Raw genomic sequence first — 21,741 nt, forward strand, 5'->3', positions numbered from 1 at the left:
GAGGGTTCAGAAATTCCTCTGGAAGCGGATTGTGCCACCGAAAGCATCGTCATCGGCGCCATTGGCAACCGAGAAGGCTTCGCGAGCGCCGTCGAACTTGGTGTAGTTGAGCTCCGGTGTGATTACGAACCCGGGAACCAGTTCGTATTCGACGTTAAGTGCAAAGGCGTAGGTGCCTTCGTCTTCCCATGCCGCCTGGCCATTGAGAGTTGCCTTTTCGGCGACCTTTGCGGTGAAGCCACCCCACGCAGCCCAATCGCCTTCCCATGTCCCAAACCAGTTGCGGTTGAATTGATCGACATCGCCTGTCGCGGGATCGAAGTCATTGTCATAGCCGGACTGATAGCCGCCCATGAGGAAGACCGAGAACTTGTCGTTGATTGTCAGGTCCAGCCGGAGTTTGCCGGCAAATTCCTCGACATTCGAGTCGTAGCCGACGACGCCGGAAACACCGCCCCAGTCTTTCTCGAGTTTTGCACCGGCGAGAACGTGAGGCATATAGTCCTCGATGACATATTGTCCGCCAAGGCCGGTAACATCATCCTGGCCTTGTTCAGCGCCGATCATGGCCGAGAAGCCGTTGCCGCCTGTAAAGGTATAGCTGACCTGATTGCTCTGGCCGGACTGATAGTTGATCACATCGTCATTGAGGATATTGCCGGCGTAGCCGACGAATGATCCGAAAAGTTCATCAGCTGTACCGATGCGGAAGCCGCCGAGTTCGATCCAGGCTTGTGGGAGTGTACCACCGGTGGAGACGCCATTCTCATACTCAAGGCGGGTCTCGGCATAGGAGCGTAATGTGCCCAGTTCGGTTTCGGAGCGGGCGTCGAAGCGAACCTCTGCACGGGTGAGCTTGTACCAGGTCTCGTTGCCCTTGGCGCCGACATTGGTACCATCATAGGGGTTGTCGCCGGCTGCAGCATCGTAACGAACATAACCGTCGATCTTCAGGCAGGTCTCTGTACCGGGTATGTAGAAGAAGCCGGTGCCGTATGCATCGCAAACACGCACATATTCAACGGGCTCCGGTTCAGCAACAACAACTGCATCTGCAGCGCGCGCGCCGGAAGCGACAACCAAAGTTGCAATTGATCCCAGTAAAAAGCTTTTGATATTCATCGGTGTTCCCCTCATTCTTGTTGCTGATCTAGACAAAATTCAATCGAATCGTCAAAGAAGATGTTCGAAATGACGGTAGTTGCATGCTGGTTATCTGATACGTGTTGCCATTTTACCATCAAAACTACTCGTCAGTATTTCTCATCCTTCTCAACCAGTCCTTTCCGATAGAATGCGATCTGAGGATTGCGAGAGGATCTTCCCAATCGAGGCGCGAACAGATGCGATAGATCTCCAATGTCTCCGCATCCATTTCGCCCCGCCGATTGAAGTACATGGCGGCGGCATAACGGGTACGGCCTGACCATTCCTGCCCCAGCGGTGTGTTGATCAGGGCCCACTGTTCCCGCTCGATGTCGTCCGCAGACATGTCAGAAATCCGCAGGCGGGTTCGCAGTGCGTCGATCGAGCTTGATGAACGGCCTCGGCACCACCTTGGCCCGCTTCATCAGTTTCTGATAACGCAACTCGCGCATGGCATAGATCTCGACCCACAGATCGCCGGTTATGGTGTCGCCGTAGGGCCGCTCCAGGCTGGCTAGGGCAATGTTGCGCTTGGCCATCGGCGACCATATCGCCGCGCTGACCAGTCCTATCTCCCGCTTGCCCTGATGGTAGACAATGGCGTGTTCGGCCGGGATATTCCCCTCGATTTCAAGCCCCACAAGGACATGCCGGAGGCCGCCATTGGCTCGGGCCTGCTGGATGGCACGCCGCCCGTTGAAGTGGGGCTTTTCCATATCGATCATGAATCCGAGACCAATCTCATCCGGCATTCGCACCCGGTCCGCGCGAATGGCGTGCTCGGCGGTGATGAAATCCGAGTTGGCAACGATCAACCCTGCTTCGAGCCTCGCCCGGTTGAGCGCGGCATAGCCTATTGCGCGCAAGCCGCGCTGTTCTCCCACTTGCCATAACCTATCCCAAAGACTGAGCGCCAGTTTCTGGTCTACGAACAGTTCATAGCCAAGATCGCCGGTAAAACCAGTGCGCGAGATCGTGACATTTTCGCCGTCGTGCTCAAATTCAGCAAGGTCGAATATTTTCAGCGCGTCGACGCCGTTGAAGCCCGCATCGCGCAGGACCGCAAAGGACGCTGGTCCCTGTAGCGCCAAAGCGGCGATGGATTTGGTCTCCTCGATGATATTGACGTCGAACCCGATGCCGCTATCGAGCAGCCAGGGTAAATGCCGTTCCTGGCTGCAAAGGCGAAACCGATCGCTCGTCAGGCGGAAAAGCGTTCCGTCATCGAGCACGTGGCCTTCATCGTTGCACCAAGCCGTATAGTGAACTCTGCCGGGCTTTAACTTCCTGACATCGCGAAGGGTAACCCGGTTCAGGAATGCTTCGGCATCCGGTCCTTCAATGCGATATTTCACCATTGGCGAAATATCGAACAGTGCGGCCTGGCTGCGAATGGCGAAATATTCGAGTTCTTCGTCCCAAAGCGAAAGAGGAGCCTTGTAGCCCGCCCAATCGTACCACTCCTCCGTTTGCATCAATGCCTCGATGCGCGGCTGAAACGGCGAGGCGATGCGAGGCGTACGGAAATGGTCCTGTGAGGCGGCTCTCGCCATCAGCAGCTTTTTTGGGTCGCTGTGCTTCATGACGTTATCCTTTCCTCGCAATGATGCGCCGCGCCGCGTTCAATCCCGGGACGCCTGATACACCGCCGCCCGGATGTGAGCCGGAACTTGCAAGATAAAGTCCGTCAACAGGCGTGTCATAGCCTTCAGCGCCGAAAACGGGACGGGACATCAACATCTGATCAGCCTGCAGTTCTCCGTGGTGCCAATGTCCACCCGGCATGCGGTAACGCTGTTCAATATCCAGCGGCGTGAGGAGTTCGGCGTGGAGGATCGATTTGCCGATTCCTGGCGCATGAGCCTCCAGCTGGGCAAGGATTGCCTTGAGGAATTTCGGTTTGCCTGTGGTCCAGCCCTCTTTCAACGCATAGGGAGCATATTGAACGACGGCGGAGAGACTGCAGGCTCCCTCCGGCGCTAGCGATGGGTCCAGCAAGCTTGGCAATGTTATCTCCATGACGGGCTTGGGCGAGAATTCACCGTACTTGGAGGGGTTGAATGCGCGCTCCACGTGATTGACGGAAGGCGCAATGACCAGCCGTCCATTCAGCTCGGGTGTGCGCAAGCCTGAAAATTGCGGGGTCCTGTCCAGAGCCAGATGCAGTTTGGCGGCATCGCCATTGACGCGGATATTATTGATCCTTCGGACAAATCCCGTATCGATCTCGCGGGTCCCAACAAGATTGAGAAACGTCGTGCGAGGACTAATTGCGGATACCACCGTTTTCGCCCGGATTTCCTCACCGCTCTCCAGCACGGCACCGACAGCCCGACCATTCTCGATGATGATCCTGGCGACGGGAACATTCGAGCGGATGGCCACGCCAGCCTGCTCTGCGGCCAGTTCGATTGCCCTGACCACGGCGCCGGTGCCGCCGACGGGGTGTACCTGTGCGCCGGGCTTGCCGCCAATTTCGCCCGCGAGCCGATAGTAGAGTCCAAGGAGAGACGTCGGGGAGCGCGGCCCAAGATGACTGCCAAGCGTGGCATCGAAAGCGAGAAGACCTTTCAGCCGGTCATCTTCGATATGCTCATCCAGCACGTCCGCGACATTCATGAGCAGCATGCGCAGGAAATCGCGCATGTCCTCCTTGCCGAGCCGGCGCAGAGAGATGCCGGTCATGGCCATGGCCGACGTTTCCGCAAAGGACATGCCGCTCAGATCGGGGGGTCTGCGTGCGAGCAGGGGTTTGAGGATCCCGGCGTAGCGGAAGAGTTGACTGCGCAGTCCGCTCCATGCCTCCTGTTCCGGCTTTGACGCGCCGAGGAGACCTTCGCCGTAAGCGCCGATCAGGGTAAGTGGTGCACCTTTTGCTGAAAGCACGGTGGTCGGCATCAAAGGGGACGTGTCCAGTTTCAAACCGTGCTTCTGCAATTCCAGAGACTTGATTACCTCAGGATGCAACCTGTTGATCAGGTGGGCTACCGAAGACGTCCGGAAACCTGGTGTGAATTCCTCGGTGCGGGCAGCACCGCCGGTTTCACCATCCGCTTCCAGTACCAGCACTTTTCTGCCGGTTTTCCCAAGAGTAGCGGCAGCAACGAGGCCATTATGCCCGCCGCCTATGACTATCGCATCAAATGACGTCATGGGCCGGACTCATATGTTTCGTGCCACGTGACAGATCACGCAGGATTTCAGCTGCAGCGTTGCGTCCGGGTGCTCCCATGACGCCGCCGCCTGGATGTGTGGAGGAACCGCACATGTAAAGGCCGCCAACCGGCGAACGGTATTGCGCGTAGCCGGGGACAGGGCGGTTGAACAGTAATTGATCGAAGGTCAATTCGCCCTGGAAGATATTGCCCTCCGTCAGGCCGACTTCCGCTTCGAGTTCGCGCGGGGTGCGCACTTCCATATGGATGATGCGATCGCGGAAACCGGGCGAATAGTCGGCGATCTGCGAAATCACCGTCTCGCCGAATGCATCGCGGTCGGCGTCTGTCCACTCCTTGCCTTCCACCTTGGGTGGGCAATATTGGACGAAGCAGCTCATGAAGTGCTTGCCGGGCGGCGCCATTGTCGGATCGAGCGTCGTCGGGATGACCATGTCGAGGAAAGGATCGGCCGACCAGCGCCCGGCCTTCCAGTCATCATATCCGCGTTCCATGCGTTCTACACTGTCGGTGAAGTGCATGTCGCCGCGATAAACGGGGGAATCCTTTGGAAGTGCCGGAAACTCCGGCATGGAATCGAGCGCGATGTTTACCTTCCCGGACGAGCCGCGCATCTTGAAGTTCCTGACGCGTCGCAGGAAAATATCGGGAAGTTCCTTCTCCTCGACGAGTTTGAGGAATGTCCTTTTCACATCGGCGTTCGAAACGACCATCTTGCCTTGTATTTCTTCACCGTCGACGAGCACGACACCCTTGGCGGATCCATTCTTGACGAGAACATGGTCAACTTCGACGCCGGTGCGGATCGTTCCGCCGGAGGCCTCGAACGAGGCGGCGAGCGCCTTGGTGACCGCGCCCATGCCGCCGCGGGCGTAGCCCCACGCGCCGACAGATCCGTCAACCTCGCCCATGTAATGATGCAGCAGCACATAGGCCGTACCCGGCGACATTGGCCCGAGCGCTGTACCGATAATTCCGGATAGCGCGAAATTCGCCTTGATCACGTCTGTCTCAAAATACTCATCGAGGAAATCCGAAATCGACATCGTCCAAAAACGCAATGTATCGGCCATCTCGGTAGCGCCGAGGCCGGCGAATTTCTTGCCGAGATACATTAGTTCGGAGATATCGCGCGGGCGAAAGCTCGTTGGGTCAGCGGCTGTGCGCATGAGTAGCGGCTGGATGAAACGGCACTGCCTCGTCACATCGCGCGCATATCGATCATAGGCTTCGGCGTCGCGCGGCGAGAATCGGGCGAATTCCCGGCGGTGCGCGTGATGATCGCGATAATTGGCAAGATAGTCGCCGTCCTGGGTGAACACCGCGCCACCTTCATAGGAGATCACCTGCAAGCCAAAGCGCGGCAGTTCGAGATCGCGCATGATTTCGGGCCGGAACAGCGAACAGACATAGGAGCAGTTCGAATAGAGGAACCCTGGGGTGAGAGACCGGCTGGTGGCGGCACCGCCGATCCAATCATTCTTCTCCAGCACGAGCACATCGAGTCCAGCGCGCTGCAAATAGCACGCATTGACCAATCCATTATGTCCCGCGCCAATGACGATGGCGTCCCAACTTTTCATTCGATACCCGTTCCCACTGTTCTTGCCCCATAATTCACACGAGAAATAATGGCTTGTCCAGTGCATATTGAATGAATGTTCAACAAATATGATTGCGTTCTGGGTGACTTGCGTTATGGTTGAGCGGGAATTTGGACGGTGGACCTTGACGGAGACCGAGATCATCCGGACTTGGAAACGATGCAGAGCGAACTTGACAATGACGGCTTTCACTTCACTCATCGGCAGGAAGATGCCGGGCGTGAGTTGCAGCCCGGCCGGATGCAAAAGAGGTCAGGCATGAAGGTCACACCGATCAAGGAAAAAGACGCGGAGAAGCGGGGCAGAAAGGCTTCGAAGGAGACGAGGCAGCTGCAGCTTATCGAGGCGACGATCGATTCGTTGGCCAAGCGCGGCTATTCCGAGACAACCATGGCGGATGTGGCCGATGGTGCCGGTCTTTCGCGCGGCATCGTCAATTTCCATTTCGAGAGCAAGGAAAAGCTGCTCATCGCCACGCTGCAGTACATGTCCGAGGAATATTCCGTTCATTGGCGCAATGCATTGGCAAAGGGAGGTGACGATCCCGCAAGGCAGCTCGCCAGCGTTGTTGCTTCCGATTTTGATCGTGCCATCTGCAACAAGAGAAAGCTTGCCGCCTGGTGCGCTTTCTGGGGCGAGGCGAAATCCCGGCCGACGTATCAGGCTCTGTGCGGCGCGCGGGACCAAGCCTATCAGAACGTGATCATCGACATTTGCAGAAAACTCAAGACCGACGGCGACTATTCGTTCGATGCCAATGCAACAGCACTTGGACTAAGCGCCATGCTTGAAGGTCTGTGGCTGCGTCTCATGATGGGCACTGAAGATGTGACGCGGGAATCGGCCCATTTTGCCGCCTGCGACTATCTTGCCTCCGTATTTCCAAAACACTTCTCACGGGAAGCCTTGCCTGCAAAGAAAACCGCATGAACGGTTAAAAAAGGGGAATGAGCATGAAGAAATCGGGCCGCCATCTTGGCATCATACTTGGAGCCGCCGCCGCGCTGTCGGCTGCCGTCGCGACGATCGCCATCGCCGCCGACAAGGATCTGATTGTTTTTGACTGGGCTGGTTACGAAGAACCGTCGTTCCACCCCGGCTACGTCGCCAAGAATGGTGAGTCTCCAACATTTGCTTTTTTTGGCGACGAGGATGAAGCCTTCGAGAAGGTGCGTTCCGGCTTCAAGTCGGACCTTGGCCATCCATGCTCGCAGAGCGTGAAGAAGTGGCGGGAAGCCGGTCTGCTGCAACCATTGGATACGACGAAGATCACCGGCTGGGATGATCTGGCGCCGAACATCATGGCCATGAAGGACCTCGCTACCACAGCCGATGGCAAGGCGTGGTTCATGCCCTGGGATTGGGGAAATACGTCGCTGACGTATAATACCGACAAGGTCGACGCGAAGGATGTGCAATCGCTCAAGGCCTTTGCCGATCCGAAGTTCAAGGATCGCGTGTCTATCGGCGACAACGTCGATGATGCCTATGCCTTGGCCAGCCTCGCGATCGGGTTGAAAGACTGGACCCAGATGACTGACGACCAATTCAAGCAGGCGTCGGATTTTCTTCGTCAGGTCCACAAGAACGTGCGGCTTTACTGGACTGATACGACCGAAATCGTGCAGGCGATGGGTGGCGGGGAAGTCGATCTGGCCTGGGCATGGAACGATGCAGCGACACAACTCGCGCTCGCGGGTACGCCGGCCGCCAGAAAGCCAGACACGGACGAGGGCAATTCAACCTGGGTTTGCGGTTATGTACGCTTCAAGGACGCGCCCGGATCTGAAGCAAAGGCCTATGATTTTCTCAATGCGGTCAATGATCCGGCAATCGCGACCTATATGGTGAACGATTGGGGATATGGCATGGCGAACGCCAAAGGCATGGCATCGGTCGATCCAAAACTCTTGGCCGACAAGGGTTATTCTAACAACGACAAATCCGCCGAGAATACCTTGTTTCAGTCGCCGCTGCCCAATGAGTTGAAGGCGAAGATGATCGCTGAATTCGAGAAGATCAAGGCGGGGTATTGAGCGCAAGCACTCCAACGCGCGTTGTCGTCGTCGGCGCAGGCTTTACCGGCCTGTCGGCGGCGACCGAACTGCAACGGGCCGGAATCGACTTCGTTCTCCTTGAGGCGCGGGACAGGGTGGGTGGCCGTGTCGAGGCAAAAATGAATAACCTCGATGATCTCTACGATACGGGAGGTCAGTTCATCTGCGATGACATGCCCGAGATCATGGCCTTGGCGCGGACCCACGGCAAGACATTAGTCGAAACGCCGGTTCGGGGTGACAGCGTTGCGCAGCCGCCGCCGCACGGCAGGCATGATGCGGAAAAAGTTTCCGCAGGATCGATGGCTCTGCGTCGCCGCCTGCGGAAGCTAGATCCGACCGATCCAGCGCTGTCTGGTTTGACCGTCCGCGCATGGGTCAACAGCCAACAGGCCGACCTCGCCGCAAAAATGCGATTTCTGTCGTTGATCGAAGGTCTATGGTGCGTGCCGGCCGGGCTTGTTCCATTGTGGTTTATTGTCGATAACGACCGGCGTATCACAAACAAGGTCTCCGAACTGCAGTACTTCGTTAGGGAAACGATGCATTCGCTGGCTGCCGACATGGCGCAGTCGCTGGAAAAATCGCTGCTATTGAGTGAGCCCGTCGACAGCGTCGAGACGAATGCATCCGGTGTGATGGTACGCACTGCCCGCGAAGCTTATTCGGTCAACGAGGTCATCATTGCTGTACCCCCTGTAATGGCGCGCAAGATCATCTTTCATCCCTCCTTGCCGGAGGCAACAAACAACGCGCTTGCCTCCTGGAAGAGCGGCACGGTCGTCAAATTGCTCATACGATATTCCGAACCATTCTGGCGGAGGGCTGGCCTCAGCGGCAGTGTCATCTGGGTCGATCCACGCGGGCTCTATGCGTGCGATGCGAGCCATGATGACCAGCACCCCGCGCTCGTGGTGTTCGTCGGCGGGCCCATCGCTGTCGAATGGTCGAGCCACGGTGAGGAGGCGCTCAAGCAGGAGGTGGTGTGGAGACTGGTGAGGGCGCTTGGGCCAGAGGCTGGCGCGCCGCTGGACATCCTGCTTCGCAATTGGATCAACGACACGTGGAGCGGCGGTGGCTATTCGGATATTGTCGAGGTCATGAACGCGACTGGAGCCGAAAATACGCTGCGCCGCGGTCTACCCGGCATCACCTTTGCCTCGTCCGAACTCTCGCCATCGTTTCCTGGCTATATCGAAGGAGCGATCATTGCTGGCCGCTTGGCGGCCCAGCCAATCATCGAGCGATTTCAGTCGGCGAGTGCCACCAACGCGTCGGGGTCATAGGCGAGGCGGATCGGGGCGCCGACAGGAATGTCGTCAGCGCCAAAATTATTGGTTTCCGTCACCGAGAGCGGTTTGTCAAAACCCGGTATCTCGATCACCAGGTGGGTTATCTCGCCAAAGTAGTGCCGATCGACGACCTTGCCGGCCACCTCGTATTTGTCTGTCGTATCATCCCACAGGACGCGCAGGCGTTCCGGTCTGATCCCCAACGTCGCACCCTTACCATTCCTCACAAATGCCGCTGGCTTGTCGGTTTTTACCCGCCCGAAGCCCGGCGTATCCAATATCATCGAGGCGCCGTTCTCCTCGACGATCTCGGCTTTTACGAAGTTCATGCCGCCGAGAAAGTCAGCCACCTGACAGTTGACCGGCCGCTGGTAGATCTCTTTCGGCGACGCGACCTGCGCGATTTTCCCGCCGAACATGACCGCGATGCGATCCGACATCGCCAGCGCCTCATATTGATCATGCGTGACGAGAATGAATGTGATGCCGACGGCCTGCTGCAGCCGCCGCAATTCGACCTGCATCTGTTCGCGCAACTTCTTGTCGAGGGCTGAAAGTGGCTCGTCGAGGAGGAGCACCTTTGGGCGCATGACGAGCGCGCGGGCGAGCGCAACACGCTGACGCTGTCCACCGGACAGTTCGGTCGCGCCGCGCTTCCCAAGCCCCGTCAGTGATACTTGCGACAGGGCTTCTTCGACACGGCGCTTCTCTTCGTCTGCTCCGAGGCGCAGCCGTTTCAGCCCGTAACACACATTCTGTTCGACATTGAGATGCGGAAAGATGGCGTAGCTCTGAAACACCATATTGGTCGGACGCCGATTGGCGGGAATACCATCCATGGGCTGGCCATCGACCGAAATCGACCCGCTTGTCGGCGTGTCGAAACCGGCGATCATACGGAGCAGCGTGGTCTTGCCGCATCCGGAAGGGCCGAGAAGCGAGAAAAACTCGCCCTCGCGGATCGTAAGTGACGTTTCATCGAGCGCCTTGAAGGCCCCGTAGCTGCGCGTCACGCGCGAAATCTCGATCATAGAGCGTTCAGGCAATCATGCCTCCCATATTCTGGGTGCGATTGCTTGCGCGGCGTCGCACGATTTCTGCGATGGTCAAAAGGATAATCGAACCAGCGAGGAGCAGCGTACCGAGCGCGAGGACGCCCGGCAGCTTGGCGGCAAATCGCAACTGACCCCAGATGTAGACAGGCAGAGTTGCTTCGGTACCGGTTAGGAAGAATGCCATGATGAATTCATCGAGCGAGATGGTGAAGGAGACAAGCAGGCTCGAAATGATTGCAGGCGAAACCATGGGCAGCGTCACACGCCGGAACGTTCCGAAGGCGCTCTCTCCCAGATCCGAGGAAGCTTCTTCAAGGCTCCTGTCAAACCCTTCGAAGCCCGAAGTGAGGACGCTCAGGGAATAGGGAATGCAGATCAGTACATGGCCGAATACGACCGTGATCAAAGACAGACTCAACCCGAGTTGCAGCATGACGAGCAGCATCGAGACTGCGACGATAATTTCCGGCAGGACCAGTGGCGCCATAAGAAGGCCATTGATGGTGCGCCTGCCTGGGAAGCGGTAGCGTGTAATGGCGCGCGCGGCGCATATGCCGAATATGGTGCTCAACAGGGACGCAGACACGCCGACGAGCAAGCTGTTCCATGCCGCATCGGTGAGTGCCGGGGTGCGGGTCAGGTCGCCATACCATTTGAAGGTGAAACCGCTCAGGGGAAACTTCGGTGTCGCCGACGTGTTGACCGAAAAGATCGGCAGGAAAATCACCGGCAAATAGAGAAAAATGACGTAAAGGAAGGCGTAGGTTTTTAGCCAGCTTGGCGTAAAGTTCCGCAAGGTCTTCATCGGATTCGCCTCGCTGCCATGCGGATGACCAAAACGACGGAAGCGGCCATCGCCGTCACCACCGCCATGGTCGTCACCGAGAGCGCTGCGCCAAGTGGCCAGTTTGCGCCTTTGCCGAACTGGGCCTGGATGGCATTGGCAATCATCACACCGTCTTTGCCGCCGACCAGACGCGGCGTCACGAAATCGCCGACAGTCGGGATCATCACGATAAGCGTTGCGGATATGATCCCAGGCGCCGACAGCGGTAAGGTAATGCGCAGGAACCGCCGCAATGGCCCATCGCCAAGATCGGTCGCAGCCTCGACAAGCGAGCGGTCGATTTTCTCCAGCGAGACGAAGATCGGTAGCACCGCGAATGTTGCCCACGCGTGGGTCAACGTGATCACGACTGCACTAGTGTTGTACAGGAATGCATCCGACGGACCGTTGGTGATCCCCAGGCCCATCAACGTTGCATTGAGAACGCCATTATAGCCAAGGATGACTTTCCAGGACATCACCCGCAGCAGATAGCTCGTCCAGAATGGAATGGTGATCAGGAACAGCCAGAGGCCCTTGTGCTTGCCACCATGGAACGAGATGAAGAAAGCGATCGGGTAGGCCAGCACGACTGTAAAGAAGCTGACGAGGAGGGAAATCCACAGCGAGCGCATCAGCAGATCGCGATAAATAGGGTCGGTCAGAGCGATCCGATAGTTTTCGAGCGTGAATGTCCGGTCGATCGTCAGGTAGTTTTGCGTCCAGAAACTGTTGGCGATGACCAGAACGATTGGAATGACCAGGAAGATCACCGCGTAGATAAACGTCGGACTTATCAGCCCGAGACCACGCGCAGCTTCTGATTGCAGAACAGGATTTCTTTGTTTTCGCACGACAGGTAGTGCGGCGATCCCTTCCGCCGGTGCCGTCATTCGAACGGACCACGCGCGTGATATGCCATCAGGTACCGGAGCATATTGTTCCCATTCATTCGATTCACGCGGCACGTTCCCTTTGGTGCCATCTTTCTTGCATCATGCGCCTATCTGTGGATTGAAATCAAGTGCTATTTCTGACATATTGATTGAACGAACATTCAATATAATGGGAGAAATCTCATTAATTTCCGATAATTGAACATGATTTTCAACCGGTATACCGGCAATCGAGTGAGGGAATAATGGCGGCGGTGAAACAGATACGGGAAGCCGGGGTGGCAGCGGCGCGAGCAAATCACGAGACGATCGATCTGGCCAAGCGACATCTGGTTCAGCCATGGCCCTGTGCCGGAGAGATTGGCGCCGAGGCCAGGTCGCTTATTAGCGGCGGTGAGGGCATCTACATCACCGACAGCGAGGGCAAGCGGCTTATCGATGGGCCTGCCGGCATGTGGTGTGTCAATGTGGGACACCGCTGCGAGGAGCTGGCGCGCGTCATGTACGACCAGGCCATGCAGCTTTCGTACAACACGCCCTGGTATACGATGAACGAGCCTTCTGCGGTGCTCGCGGAGCGCATCGCTGCTTATGCGCCCGGCGACCTCAATCACGTCTTCTTCACCACTGGCGGCTCAACAGCCGTTGAGAGCGCACTTCGTTTCATGCAGTTCTTCAACAATGCGCGGGGCCGGTCCGAGAAAAAGCTCATCCTTTCACGCGGCGGCGCTTATCATGGTTCTACCTATCTCTCAGCCTCGTTGAACGGGCGTCCGCGGGATCGCGACTGGATGGATGGCGCCGATGACCTTGTCGTCAAGTTGACATCTCCGGATGCATTTCGCCGTCCCGAAGGCATGAGCATAGCCGCATTCTCGGACATGCTGGTCGCCGAGTTAGAGGAGACGGTTCGCCGCGTTGGTGCTGACAAGATTGGCGCTTTCATTGGCGAGCCGGTCCAGGCCTCAGGCGGCGTCATTCTACCGCCCGAAAACTATCTGCCGCGCATCCGCAAGATATGCCGGGACAATGAAATCCTGTTTATCGCTGACGAAGTGGTTACGGCCTTTGGCAGGCTCGGGCACGTCTTCGCTTCCCAGGATGTATTCGATATCGATCCGGATATCATCACCTTTGCAAAGGGTGTCACCTCGGGCTATTTTCCGCTCGGCGGTATGGTAGTCTCCGAGCGTCTTCTTGAAGAACTGCGCCGTTCAAATCACCCGACAGCGATGTATGCGCATGGGCTGACCTACACCAGCCATCCCGTCGGCTGCGCCGTGGCGCTCACCAATCTCGACCTGCTCGAGGATGGCATCCTCGCGCACACGCAGTCCGTAGCGCCGTATTTTCAGCAGCAATTGAAGACGCTTGAGGAATTGCCCCTGGTTGGTGAGGTTCGCGGGATAGGCCTGATGGCCTGCGTCGAGTGCGTTGCCGACCGCGAGAGCAAGAACCCGCTGCAGCTCGATACGAATGTGGGAATGCGTATCGATACACATTGTCATGAACTCGGCCTATTGGTGCGGCCGCTCATCAACATGTGTGTCATGTCTCCGCCGCTGGTTATTACCCGCGAACAGATCGACGATATGGTGGGTATCCTCCGCGAAGGCATTTCGCGCACGATGGACGATCTACGGCGTGAGGGCGTCTGGCAAGGATAATCCGGCTAACGACAAATAGCCCGGCGACTGTGCCGGGTTATTTTATTGCGAGTTGTTAGCAATCAGCTCTGTGCGGCCAGCTGCGCATTGAGCAATGGCACTTCGGCCTCTGCCGGCGCCTTCTCGACCTTCAGTATGGGCAGGACATTGCGCAGGTGATCGTGATGCGAGCGGACACCGTATTCGAGGTCCGAGAGATAGAATCCCGAGAACGATTTCGACAGCATCGATTCATTTGACCATTTCGTCAGCTGAACATCTTCCGAGCTCGTCTCGCGATCGATGCGCGAGGCGAGGTAGCGGGCAGCCCGCTGCTGTCGAGTTTCATCCTTGTTGCGGAATGCAGCGCCGCGCAACAGGGTCTCGCCCGTCGAAAGCGGAAACTCCTGGTAGTACTGCGCGCCTTCAGGCGTAACCGAGATCACAGAATTCGGGAAAATCCCGTAATAGATCCACGCGTTGCGAAGGTTGTCGGGCAGATGCGTCGCCTCCGGTGCCAGATTGATATAGTTGCGCACACTCCAGCGCCGTCCCGCATGCGGATTATAGCTGGCGAAAGATCGCGACACGCCATTGATGAATGGCTCGTCGTAATAGGTCGAACCGTAAAGATCCTGGAGCGCAGGATGGGCCATAGCCACATGGTAGCCTTCATTGTCGACATCGCGCACCGACTTCCAGTTGACGGGCGATATCTGCGTCCAGAAGCCGGCAGGCACCATATCCGCGATCTTGTAGTTCGCAATTTCCGCTTCGAACGGCTTCATCAATGTCGCAACCGATGGCTGGGCGCTCTTGAGGAAACGGATGAAGATAAAACCCATCCAGATTTCGAGTTCGAGTGGCAACAGACCGAATTCGTTTTTGTCCATCTCCGGGAAAGAGCGCGGACGCGACGCGCCTCGCAGGGTGCCGTCGAGGTTATAAACCCAGCCATGGAAGGGACAGACCAGCGCGTTGTTGCATGTTCCCTTGTTGTCGGTGACGACGCGGGATCCGCGGTGACGGCAGATATTGTGAAAGGCACGGATTTCGCCGTCCTTGCCACGTACGATCAGGGCCCGCTCACCCACGACATCAAGCGCGACGTAATCACCGACATTGGGCACATCGCAGACATGCCCGGCTATCTGCCAATGGCTTCGAAAGACGTATTCCTTCTCGAGCTCGAGCAGGGCCGGACTGCTATAGCTCCAGGCCGGCAATCCCCGGCGGTCCCAGTTGTTCGGAATCGTCAAATCGCGCTGATTAACCTGCATAAATTCGCTCTTACTTATTGAATGTTCATTCAATATAAGCACAAACATCGTTTGTTTGCAATCTGTTAGATTAGCAAGTCTCAAATTGCGTTGGCGGTTTGGATCCGTCAAGGCAATCATACTATGTATCGGAGACGGCGGGTGTTGGACTCCGCACTTCGTTGCAGCGCCGTACCGCATTCACTTTTCTGCTGAAGGCCGAGCATTGTCAAAGTGACATCGATTTCATCTCGGAGCATGGCAAGTAGATCCTCGGCTCCCGCCTCACCATTTGTGGCGAGCCCCCCATAGTGGTAGCCGACCAATCATTACTGACTTGGCGCCGTTGGCGATATACTTCAGGACGTCGCTTCCGCGCTTCACGCCACTAGAACGTCAAGATCGTGGCCAATGGCATCCGCGATCCCCGGAAGAACGTCGATCGGCGCGGGTGCAATATCAAGATTGCGGGCACCGTGAGCGGACACCACGATCCCGTCGACTCCAGCAGCCTTTGCTAGATGGGCATCATCAACGCCAAGAACACCCTTGATGACAAGTTTACCTTTCCACCAGCGTCGAAACTGATGGATGTCGTCCCAGTTTAGAAGGTTCTCCAGGCGGACGGCTTCGGCGATGGAACGTCGGGTGACTGCGCTACGGAATTCCTGCGGATAATGGCCATAGGTGGGCATACCAGTCGCCAGGAGATAGCGAAACAGGACTCCACATAGCCAACGTGGATGGAGCGCCACGTCCAGGCCAAGCCGCTGTGAATACTTTATCGGGATCGAAAAACCGTTCCGATGGTTGTATTCCCGCTTTGGAGTTGCGGGGGTATCGGCTGTCACGACCAGTGTCGTCACACCTGCATTTTCCACACGTTCGAGAAGCGCGCGCGACAGGTTTCTGTCCTTCCACATGTAAAGTTGAAACCAAAGGCTGGCTCCTGGAGCGCCGGCACGGATCTCTTCTATGGTCGTAATGGATTGTGTGGAGATGCAAACCGGAATGCCCATCCGCGCAGCCGCACGGGCAAGTTTAATCTCGCCGTTGTGCGAGACCAGTCCCGCCAGTCCCGCCAGTGCCGTCGGCGCCACAACCAACGGCATCGCTGTCGTTTCACCGAGAATTTCGGTTTTCAGTTCGCGCTCCGGGTGGCCAGTCAGCACCCTCGGAATGAGGTCGATAGCGTCGAGACTGTTTCGAAGGTTTCGCAGGGCATTCTCATCTTCGGTTCCACGATCGATGTATTCGAAGAGGGCTTTGGGTGGGCAGAAGCAGCGTGTTGCGATTGCACGGGCGTTGGCAATGGAACCCGAGGTGATGCCCTTCGATGAAGTCACGTCTGCGCTCGATCCGGAACTTGTTTCCGAAGTGCTGTCCGTAATGCGTGATCTTGCCGCGGAAGGTATGACAATGATCATTGTCACGCATGAAATTGCCTTGCCCGTGAAGTTGCCGACATAGTCGTCTTCATGCGCGATAATGTTATCGTGGAAGAAGGGCCGGCACGCGAGGTCATCGACACACCGAAACAGGAGGGCACACGGTCTTTCCTGAGGCATTTTCATACCCGTAGCTAAATGGGGCGTACGGATATCGGCCAAAGCACCGATGCCCTGCCTCTAGTCAATGTAGTGGCCCGACTAGTATGCTCAGAGCCTACCGAGAGATTCCTTGCGCAGGAGGTTGCAATGACTGTATTCCGCTTTTCGAATATCGGGTTCTCCTTGGCGGCAACGCTCCTTGGAATTCTTGCGATCTTCCATATGACTGGTGTTGCTGCTGCGGCGCCCGGCCCTGATCTCCGCCAATTGTGCAGCGAGGTGGGCAACGACGACACGATACGCGAATACTCCCATTCGCTCTATAATGGGACGGTGGAAGCCTTCAAGAAACTGGTCCCAGCGGCCACGGCCACCCCGGACGAGGCAGAGCTAAAAACGCAGGCACAATATCGCTGTATGAACGGCAAGATCATGGTCTGCTTCGTCGGTGCGAACCTGCCTTGCGTGAAAATGAACAATGCCCGCAATAACCCAGGAGCAGATGAGTTCTGCCGGCAGCATCAGAACGAGGACAATGTTCCAGCTTTTGCGATCGGCCACGACGCCGTCTTCTCATACAGATGCCGTAGTGGGCGAGCGGAGATCGTCGGCAGTGCGTGGAAACTCGACGAACGCGGCTTCGCCAAGAAACTCTGGACAATGCTTCCCGACCGCTAGCGATCAGGAGCGGCCGCGAACGGAGGCTTTTAAAGTCGGGGATGGAGGAGCAGCGGATGGATTCTCATGAAGGAAAGTCGTCCAATGCACGTGATCACCTCACTCTCGGTCGAATTGTCAGAGTCAATCACGCCGGCGAATTCGGTGCTATAAGGATTTATTCCGCTCAGATATTCGTGTCCCGTTTGTTCTGGACCGATTGCATTCCAGCTCTGTCTGAAATGCTCGCCGATGAACGTCGTCACTGTGGACTTTTTCGAGCCGCAATGCCGCTTCGACAATCTCGACCCTGCCGCGCAATGTATCTTTGGAGCTGTGGAGGCTGGCTGCTGGGATTCGTCACTGCACTCCTTGGCCGACGCGGCATATGGGCATGCACGGCAGCTGTGGAAGCAACAGTGCATCGACACCTTGATGACCAGCTGCAATTTCTGAAAGACCGCGATACAGAGCTGTATCAGATCATTCTGTCCATTCGCGACGAGGAACTCGCACATTTGCAGCATGCCGAAGAACGGCTTCTCTATTCGAGTACGCCGCTTCGGGCTTTGCGTGGAGTGATCTCTTTTGCCACCGACTGTTTGATTTGGCTGTCAACCTGGGGAGACTCCTCTCGAATGGCACGTGCACTCGCAAGGGACAGAGCATGATACTATCCTCGGCATTTGTCGCTTGGCTGTGGTTATCAGAGCCCATACTCGCAACTAGGCTGTGACGAGTCCTCCATCAACGGCAATGACCTGTCCTGTGATCCACGTCGCGCGGGGATCGGCGACGTTCAAAATCCACGTGGCAACGTCTTCCGGTACACCACGGCGACCCAACGGGATAAGCTTGCGCTCTTGCTCTGTCACGGCGGCAATCTGATCCGAAGACAAGCCCATACGGTCGCGTAAAAAGTCTGTTTCCACAGGTCCGGGCGCTATGGCATTCACGCGAATTCCTAGCGGTGCAAGTTCCAATGCCCAGCAGCGTGTCAGGTGCTCGACGGCGGCCTTGCTCGAACCGTAAACCGAAAGCTCTGGTGCTGCCTTGCTGCCGAATGTACTCGACATGTTGACGATAGTGCCCCTTGTCTTTGCAAGATGCGGAACTGCTGCGGCAGCAAGCAGGATTGGTCCAGTCACGTTCACCGCGTATATACTCGCGATGGTATTCGCATCGCTCTCCATCAGGGATCGGATTGCACCAGCACCGGCATTGTTGACCAGGATATCGAGGCGGCCCCAAAGTTCGATGGCAGAATCAATCGTGTTACCCGCTGCTTCAGGGTCGGCTGCGTCCGCGACAAAGCCATGGATGTTGGGATTTGCAGCGGCAATCTCTGCCAGCACTTCAGCGCGCCGCCCTGTGACAAGGACGTTCGCACCCTGCGATGCAAATTGCTGGGCTGCAGCCAATCCTATACCGCTGCTGCCACCTGTAATGATGACAACTTTTTCCTGGAAGTTCTCCATGGCAGTTCGCCTCATCTCACTTTCTTGACGACGCATTGTCGTCGATCGTCAGGGCCGTCCCGGAGTCGTCGACAAAGAAGAGTGTCGGTAGTCGCCGCTCCGGTTCGATATAATTCGGTCTTGCCGACGCCATGATGGTCACCAGCCGCAGACATCTCTCAACTTCTTATGAACGCAAGAAGATCGGCGTTGATGACGTCCGCATGGGTCGTGCACATGCCATGCGGATATGTCTCATAGACCTTCAACGTTCCATTCTTCAGAAGTTTCACTGAAAGAAGCGCGGAGTCCGCAATGGGAACGATCTGATCGTCGTCGCCGTGCATCACCAGCGTTGGAACGTCGATGACTTTCAGGTCTTCCGTAAAATCCGTCTCCGAGAAGGCTTTGATACAGTCGTAGTGTGCCTTCGCGCCTCCCATCATGCCCTGCCGCCACCAGTTGGTACGGATTGGGTCGGATATGGCTGCGCCCTCGCGATTGAAACCGTAGAACGGGATCGGGAAATTCCAATAGAACTCTGCGCGGTTTGCAGCGAGCTGAGCACGCAAGCCATCCAAGACTTCGATCGGCAAGCCACCGGGGTTTGCGGCGGTTTTCACCATGATTGGCGGAACGGCACTTATCAAGACCAGTTTGGCCACGCGGTCCTTGCCATGACGGGCGACGTAGTGAGCAGCTTCGCCGCCGCCGGTCGAATGTCCCACGTGTATGGCGTCCCGCAGGTCGAGCGTCGCCGCCAGTTCGGCAAAGTCGGCGGCATAGGTGTCCATGTCGTTGCCAGTTGCGGTTTGGGTTGAGCGCCCGTGGCCACGACGGTCGTGAGCGATGACGCGGTAGCCTTTATCCAGGAAGAAGAGCATTTGCGTATCCCAATCGTCGCTGGAGAGGGGCCAACCGTGATGGAAGACGATCGGCCGCCCCGTTCCCCAATCCTTGTAAAAGATCTCCGTACCGTCCTTGATTTTAAGTATGCCCATGTCATTAGGCCTTTCGCTTCGGTTGTTGGAATTGGTTGGTGAAAGAGGCGGGGCGCCGAACGCCAGTGAAGGCATTGCAGCGAAAACCGTCGCACTCGCCCCAAGCAGAAGAAGGTTGCGGCGAGACGCATCGATCGTTTCAAACGGTGTATGTCCGTTCATGCGGAGATCTCCTTGAGTTGGAGCCGGACAGCTGCAGGAAGAAACCGGAAAAACTCCTGCATTCACCATCTCTGTCGCGTCCGGTTAACACGGCTCGCACATTAGAATTAACTCCGATGTCGAACTCAGACATCCCATCCATTGGTTGGGGGAACACATACCGAAGGTCAAAACACACAATTGAAATGAAGGCGAGAGGAACTGGCGATCTTCGATGGTGCTTTTCATAGTCTCCGGGGGTGATCCAGTGAGACCGATCGATAGTTTCTTTCAGCGGCAATGACGGTCCGCTACAGTCCCTTACTCAGGAAACCACATACGATGGTATTGGATGCACCCGTCCTCAGCAGGATGGCCCGCACCTTTGAAGTTTGGCAAAGGTGGGGTGACAAAGCGACTCCCGCTGACGGTACGCGACCGCATTTCGGACGATTTTACGCTGTGGTTGCCGAACTCGACAACCGAAGCAGTCCTGGATAAGAGCGGGTCGGATAGCAGTCCCGGACCAGATTAATGGGTCCTGAGCCTAGATAGCTCGTCTCGAGGTATTCGCGCAGCGAGCGGCTACTTTCGCGAAACACTGCCTTCGTGTTCCTGTCAATCTTAATGACACTCGACGTTGCTGAACAACCAGTGATACCATCCTGGTTGTAACGCGCCCAAACGCTGGCGCCAGCCCGCTCAGCGGCTGCGTTGCCCAACATTAAATGATCACTAGACTGCAGGGACCGCAGCCGAACCATGACGGAAACCGCTCGCCATTCTTCGATGCCTCGCGATCCTGTGTCCCTCGCTGTCGGTGCGACCGCCGCGCAGGTGATCGGCGGGCTGGTTCCGCAGATGTCGCCCTTTGTGATTGGCGGGCTAATGGACGGTCTCTCGTTGTCGGAACGCGAGGCTGGCCTCATCGCCTCCATCGAACTCCTTGCCCTCGCCGTCACCGCGATCGCAATTGCACCCGTTCTGCCCCGGTTCTCCTATCGGCGCGTCGGCCTCTTCGCCGTCGTACTGACGTTGCTCGCCCAAATCGTATCGATCTTCAGCGCTTCGGCGATGTCACTTGCCCTGCTGCGCGGCCTCGCTGGTATCGGTGAGGGCGCGCTTTACGCCGTGTCACTCTCCATCGTCTGCTCCCGTTCCAGCAACCCCGACAAAGTCTACGGCTACTTTCAGGTCGTCTGGGCCTTGACTAGCGTCGCTCTCTTTACCATGGGCGGGCACCTTACCGCAGCCTTCGCGCATCGCGGCGTCTTCGCGCTCATTGCGGGCGTGATTCTCGTACTCGCGCCGCTCCTGCTTCTCATTCCGGACGCCCGAGACAAGACCGACAACCGAGTTACTAGGGAAACGGCGCGGACTTCCCCGACACTCGGCGTCATGACAATCGCGTCGATCGCGCTTTATCTTACCGTCTCTGCCGCGGTTTACGCGTTCAGCACGCCCTTGGGCGCGCGCGCAGGCCTCGACACGGCGGCGGTGGGCTATGCACTGACGATCACCACCTTGGTCGGGCTTGTAGGTGCAGGAGCCGCGACCGCGCTCAACGTGCGCTGGGGACGAACAATTCCTTTCTCGGGGTTCTGCGTCGGCCTCACACTCGTCGCCCTGGCGCTCTGTCTCTCGCGCAACCCGACAGTCTACCTCGTCGCTCTTGTCGCGTCGGGTGTCATTTATTACTTCTCGATTCCCTACCTTTTCGGACTTGCCGCCGCGCTCGACCGCAGCGGGCGTTGGGCCGCGGCGGCGGGGTCGGCCTATCTGTTTGGCTTCGCCGCCGGCCCTCTGATGGCCGGCTCCGTGATTGCGGCGGTAGGCTACGCAGGCCTCGCTGCCATCTGCGTCGCGATCACGGCGGCCGCATGGGGGCTCGCCATGGTCGTTATTCGGCGCCTCAGCGGAACCGCCCGTGCCTCGCACTTTACCGACGTTCCAGCATGAACCGCTGATGATTTTCTCA

The 21,741-nt window shown here is 57.2% G+C and carries 18 protein-coding genes and 2 pseudogenes; 8 read left to right on the plus strand and 12 right to left on the minus strand.

All coding sequences use genetic code 11. The features are described 5' to 3' along the window. Positions 1-6: 6 nt before the first annotated feature. From PHA01_RS18645 to PHA01_RS18665, 5 genes are all read right to left on the minus strand, one after another. A complete protein-coding gene (locus PHA01_RS18645) occupies positions 7-1,122 on the minus strand; it encodes a porin (protein ID WP_271897881.1) in 1,116 nt (371 codons plus the stop codon). Between the two features lie 124 nt (positions 1,123-1,246). Further along, positions 1,247-1,492: a hypothetical protein gene (locus PHA01_RS18650; protein ID WP_271897882.1), complete on the minus strand. Its 246-nt coding sequence runs from the start codon at positions 1,490-1,492 to the stop codon at positions 1,247-1,249. Position 1,493: 1 nt separating this feature from the next. Next, entirely contained in the window at positions 1,494-2,729 is a 1,236-nt protein-coding gene (locus PHA01_RS18655; RefSeq protein WP_271897883.1) for an aminomethyl transferase family protein, read from the minus strand. Positions 2,730-2,733: 4 nt separating this feature from the next. Then, positions 2,734-4,299: a phytoene desaturase family protein gene (locus PHA01_RS18660; protein WP_271897884.1), complete on the minus strand. Its 1,566-nt coding sequence runs from the start codon at positions 4,297-4,299 to the stop codon at positions 2,734-2,736. Then, a complete protein-coding gene (locus PHA01_RS18665) occupies positions 4,286-5,905 on the minus strand; it encodes a phytoene desaturase family protein (RefSeq protein WP_271897885.1) in 1,620 nt (539 codons plus the stop codon). The genes PHA01_RS18660 and PHA01_RS18665 overlap by 14 nt, the downstream gene beginning before the upstream one ends. Positions 5,906-6,166: 261 nt before the next feature. Between PHA01_RS18665 and betI the strand changes: the two genes are divergently transcribed. From betI to PHA01_RS18680, 3 genes are read left to right on the plus strand one after another with little or no spacing between them, the layout of a single operon-like run. Beyond that, positions 6,167-6,856 carry a transcriptional regulator BetI gene (gene betI / locus PHA01_RS18670; protein WP_271898070.1) on the plus strand — a complete coding sequence of 230 codons (690 nt, stop codon included), beginning with the start codon at positions 6,167-6,169 and terminating at the stop codon, positions 6,854-6,856. Positions 6,857-6,879: 23 nt separating this feature from the next. Continuing rightward, the gene (locus tag PHA01_RS18675) at positions 6,880-7,962 is read left to right on the plus strand and encodes an extracellular solute-binding protein (RefSeq protein ID WP_271897886.1); all 1,083 of its coding nucleotides are present in this window, start codon (positions 6,880-6,882) and stop codon (positions 7,960-7,962) included. Beyond that, positions 7,959-9,269: a flavin monoamine oxidase family protein gene (locus tag PHA01_RS18680; RefSeq protein ID WP_271897887.1), complete on the plus strand. Its 1,311-nt coding sequence runs from the start codon at positions 7,959-7,961 to the stop codon at positions 9,267-9,269. The genes PHA01_RS18675 and PHA01_RS18680 overlap by 4 nt, the downstream gene beginning before the upstream one ends. Here the strand turns inward: PHA01_RS18680 and PHA01_RS18685 are convergent. Genes PHA01_RS18685 through PHA01_RS18695 form a run of 3 tightly spaced genes read right to left on the minus strand, consistent with a single transcriptional unit; the run spans position 9,233 to position 12,049 of the window. Then, positions 9,233-10,306 (minus strand): ABC transporter ATP-binding protein, encoded by a 1,074-nt coding sequence (locus PHA01_RS18685; RefSeq protein ID WP_271898071.1) that lies wholly within the window; start codon positions 10,304-10,306, stop codon positions 9,233-9,235. The genes PHA01_RS18680 and PHA01_RS18685 overlap by 37 nt on opposite strands. Before the next feature lie 7 nt (positions 10,307-10,313). Further along, positions 10,314-11,135: an ABC transporter permease gene (locus PHA01_RS18690; RefSeq protein ID WP_271897888.1), complete on the minus strand. Its 822-nt coding sequence runs from the start codon at positions 11,133-11,135 to the stop codon at positions 10,314-10,316. After that, positions 11,132-12,049: an ABC transporter permease gene (locus PHA01_RS18695; protein ID WP_271897889.1), complete on the minus strand. Its 918-nt coding sequence runs from the start codon at positions 12,047-12,049 to the stop codon at positions 11,132-11,134. The genes PHA01_RS18690 and PHA01_RS18695 overlap by 4 nt, the downstream gene beginning before the upstream one ends. A gap of 248 nt (positions 12,050-12,297) precedes the next feature. Between PHA01_RS18695 and PHA01_RS18700 the strand changes: the two genes are divergently transcribed. Further along, positions 12,298-13,719, plus strand: a complete 1,422-nt coding sequence (locus tag PHA01_RS18700) for an aminotransferase (RefSeq protein ID WP_271897890.1) — start codon at positions 12,298-12,300, stop codon at positions 13,717-13,719. A gap of 62 nt (positions 13,720-13,781) precedes the next feature. Here PHA01_RS18700 and PHA01_RS18705 read toward each other — a convergent pair whose 3' ends face one another. Then, positions 13,782-14,978 (minus strand): aromatic ring-hydroxylating oxygenase subunit alpha, encoded by a 1,197-nt coding sequence (locus PHA01_RS18705; RefSeq protein WP_271897891.1) that lies wholly within the window; start codon positions 14,976-14,978, stop codon positions 13,782-13,784. Positions 14,979-15,242: 264 nt separating this feature from the next. Then, positions 15,243-16,252, minus strand: a pseudogene (locus PHA01_RS18710) (alpha-hydroxy acid oxidase). On the opposite strand from PHA01_RS18710, the pseudogene PHA01_RS18715 reads away from it, so the two are divergent. The 3 genes and pseudogenes from PHA01_RS18715 to PHA01_RS18725 all read left to right on the plus strand — a co-directional run. Next, positions 16,140-16,543 (plus strand): annotated as a pseudogene (locus tag PHA01_RS18715) (ATP-binding cassette domain-containing protein); the annotation flags it as partial. The pseudogenes PHA01_RS18710 and PHA01_RS18715 sit on opposite strands and share 113 nt — an antisense overlap. Positions 16,544-16,654: 111 nt before the next feature. Beyond that, a complete protein-coding gene (locus PHA01_RS18720; RefSeq protein ID WP_271897892.1) occupies positions 16,655-17,185 on the plus strand; it encodes a hypothetical protein in 531 nt (176 codons plus the stop codon). Positions 17,186-17,241: 56 nt separating this feature from the next. Then, positions 17,242-17,835: a demethoxyubiquinone hydroxylase family protein gene (locus tag PHA01_RS18725; RefSeq protein ID WP_271898072.1), complete on the plus strand. Its 594-nt coding sequence runs from the start codon at positions 17,242-17,244 to the stop codon at positions 17,833-17,835. A 54-nt stretch (positions 17,836-17,889) separates the two neighbouring features. Here the strand turns inward: PHA01_RS18725 and PHA01_RS18730 are convergent, their stop codons facing one another. Together PHA01_RS18730 and PHA01_RS18735 are read right to left on the minus strand one after the other, a co-directional pair. Further along, positions 17,890-18,657 (minus strand): SDR family NAD(P)-dependent oxidoreductase, encoded by a 768-nt coding sequence (locus PHA01_RS18730; protein ID WP_271897893.1) that lies wholly within the window; start codon positions 18,655-18,657, stop codon positions 17,890-17,892. Between the two features lie 143 nt (positions 18,658-18,800). Further along, positions 18,801-19,622 (minus strand): alpha/beta fold hydrolase, encoded by an 822-nt coding sequence (locus tag PHA01_RS18735; protein WP_271898073.1) that lies wholly within the window; start codon positions 19,620-19,622, stop codon positions 18,801-18,803. A 903-nt stretch (positions 19,623-20,525) separates the two neighbouring features. Between PHA01_RS18735 and PHA01_RS18740 the strand changes: the two genes are divergently transcribed. Beyond that, positions 20,526-21,722, plus strand: a complete 1,197-nt coding sequence (locus PHA01_RS18740) for an MFS transporter (protein ID WP_271897894.1) — start codon at positions 20,526-20,528, stop codon at positions 21,720-21,722. The last annotated feature ends 19 nt before the right edge of the window (positions 21,723-21,741 follow it).

Source organism: Candidatus Phyllobacterium onerii, assembly GCF_028331445.1.
GTDB lineage: Bacteria > Pseudomonadota > Alphaproteobacteria > Rhizobiales > Rhizobiaceae > Phyllobacterium > Phyllobacterium onerii.

Coding starts and splice junctions, on each gene's coding strand:
- PHA01_RS18645 (WP_271897881.1), bottom strand. CDS start 1,122: ATGAATATCAAAAGCTTTTTACTGGGATCAATTGCAACTTTGGTTGTC.
- PHA01_RS18650 (WP_271897882.1), bottom strand. CDS start 1,492: ATGTCTGCGGACGACATCGAGCGGGAACAGTGGGCCCTGATCAACACA.
- PHA01_RS18655 (WP_271897883.1), bottom strand. CDS start 2,729: ATGAAGCACAGCGACCCAAAAAAGCTGCTGATGGCGAGAGCCGCCTCA.
- PHA01_RS18660 (WP_271897884.1), bottom strand. CDS start 4,299: ATGACGTCATTTGATGCGATAGTCATAGGCGGCGGGCATAATGGCCTC.
- PHA01_RS18665 (WP_271897885.1), bottom strand. CDS start 5,905: ATGAAAAGTTGGGACGCCATCGTCATTGGCGCGGGACATAATGGATTG.
- betI (WP_271898070.1), top strand. CDS start 6,167: ATGCAAAAGAGGTCAGGCATGAAGGTCACACCGATCAAGGAAAAAGAC.
- PHA01_RS18675 (WP_271897886.1), top strand. CDS start 6,880: ATGAAGAAATCGGGCCGCCATCTTGGCATCATACTTGGAGCCGCCGCC.
- PHA01_RS18685 (WP_271898071.1), bottom strand. CDS start 10,306: ATGATCGAGATTTCGCGCGTGACGCGCAGCTACGGGGCCTTCAAGGCG.
- PHA01_RS18690 (WP_271897888.1), bottom strand. CDS start 11,135: ATGAAGACCTTGCGGAACTTTACGCCAAGCTGGCTAAAAACCTACGCC.
- PHA01_RS18695 (WP_271897889.1), bottom strand. CDS start 12,049: ATGACGGCACCGGCGGAAGGGATCGCCGCACTACCTGTCGTGCGAAAA.
- PHA01_RS18700 (WP_271897890.1), top strand. CDS start 12,298: ATGGCGGCGGTGAAACAGATACGGGAAGCCGGGGTGGCAGCGGCGCGA.
- PHA01_RS18705 (WP_271897891.1), bottom strand. CDS start 14,978: ATGCAGGTTAATCAGCGCGATTTGACGATTCCGAACAACTGGGACCGC.
- PHA01_RS18720 (WP_271897892.1), top strand. CDS start 16,655: ATGACTGTATTCCGCTTTTCGAATATCGGGTTCTCCTTGGCGGCAACG.
- PHA01_RS18725 (WP_271898072.1), top strand. CDS start 17,242: ATGGATTCTCATGAAGGAAAGTCGTCCAATGCACGTGATCACCTCACT.
- PHA01_RS18730 (WP_271897893.1), bottom strand. CDS start 18,657: ATGAGGCGAACTGCCATGGAGAACTTCCAGGAAAAAGTTGTCATCATT.
- PHA01_RS18735 (WP_271898073.1), bottom strand. CDS start 19,622: ATGGGCATACTTAAAATCAAGGACGGTACGGAGATCTTTTACAAGGAT.
- PHA01_RS18740 (WP_271897894.1), top strand. CDS start 20,526: ATGACGGAAACCGCTCGCCATTCTTCGATGCCTCGCGATCCTGTGTCC.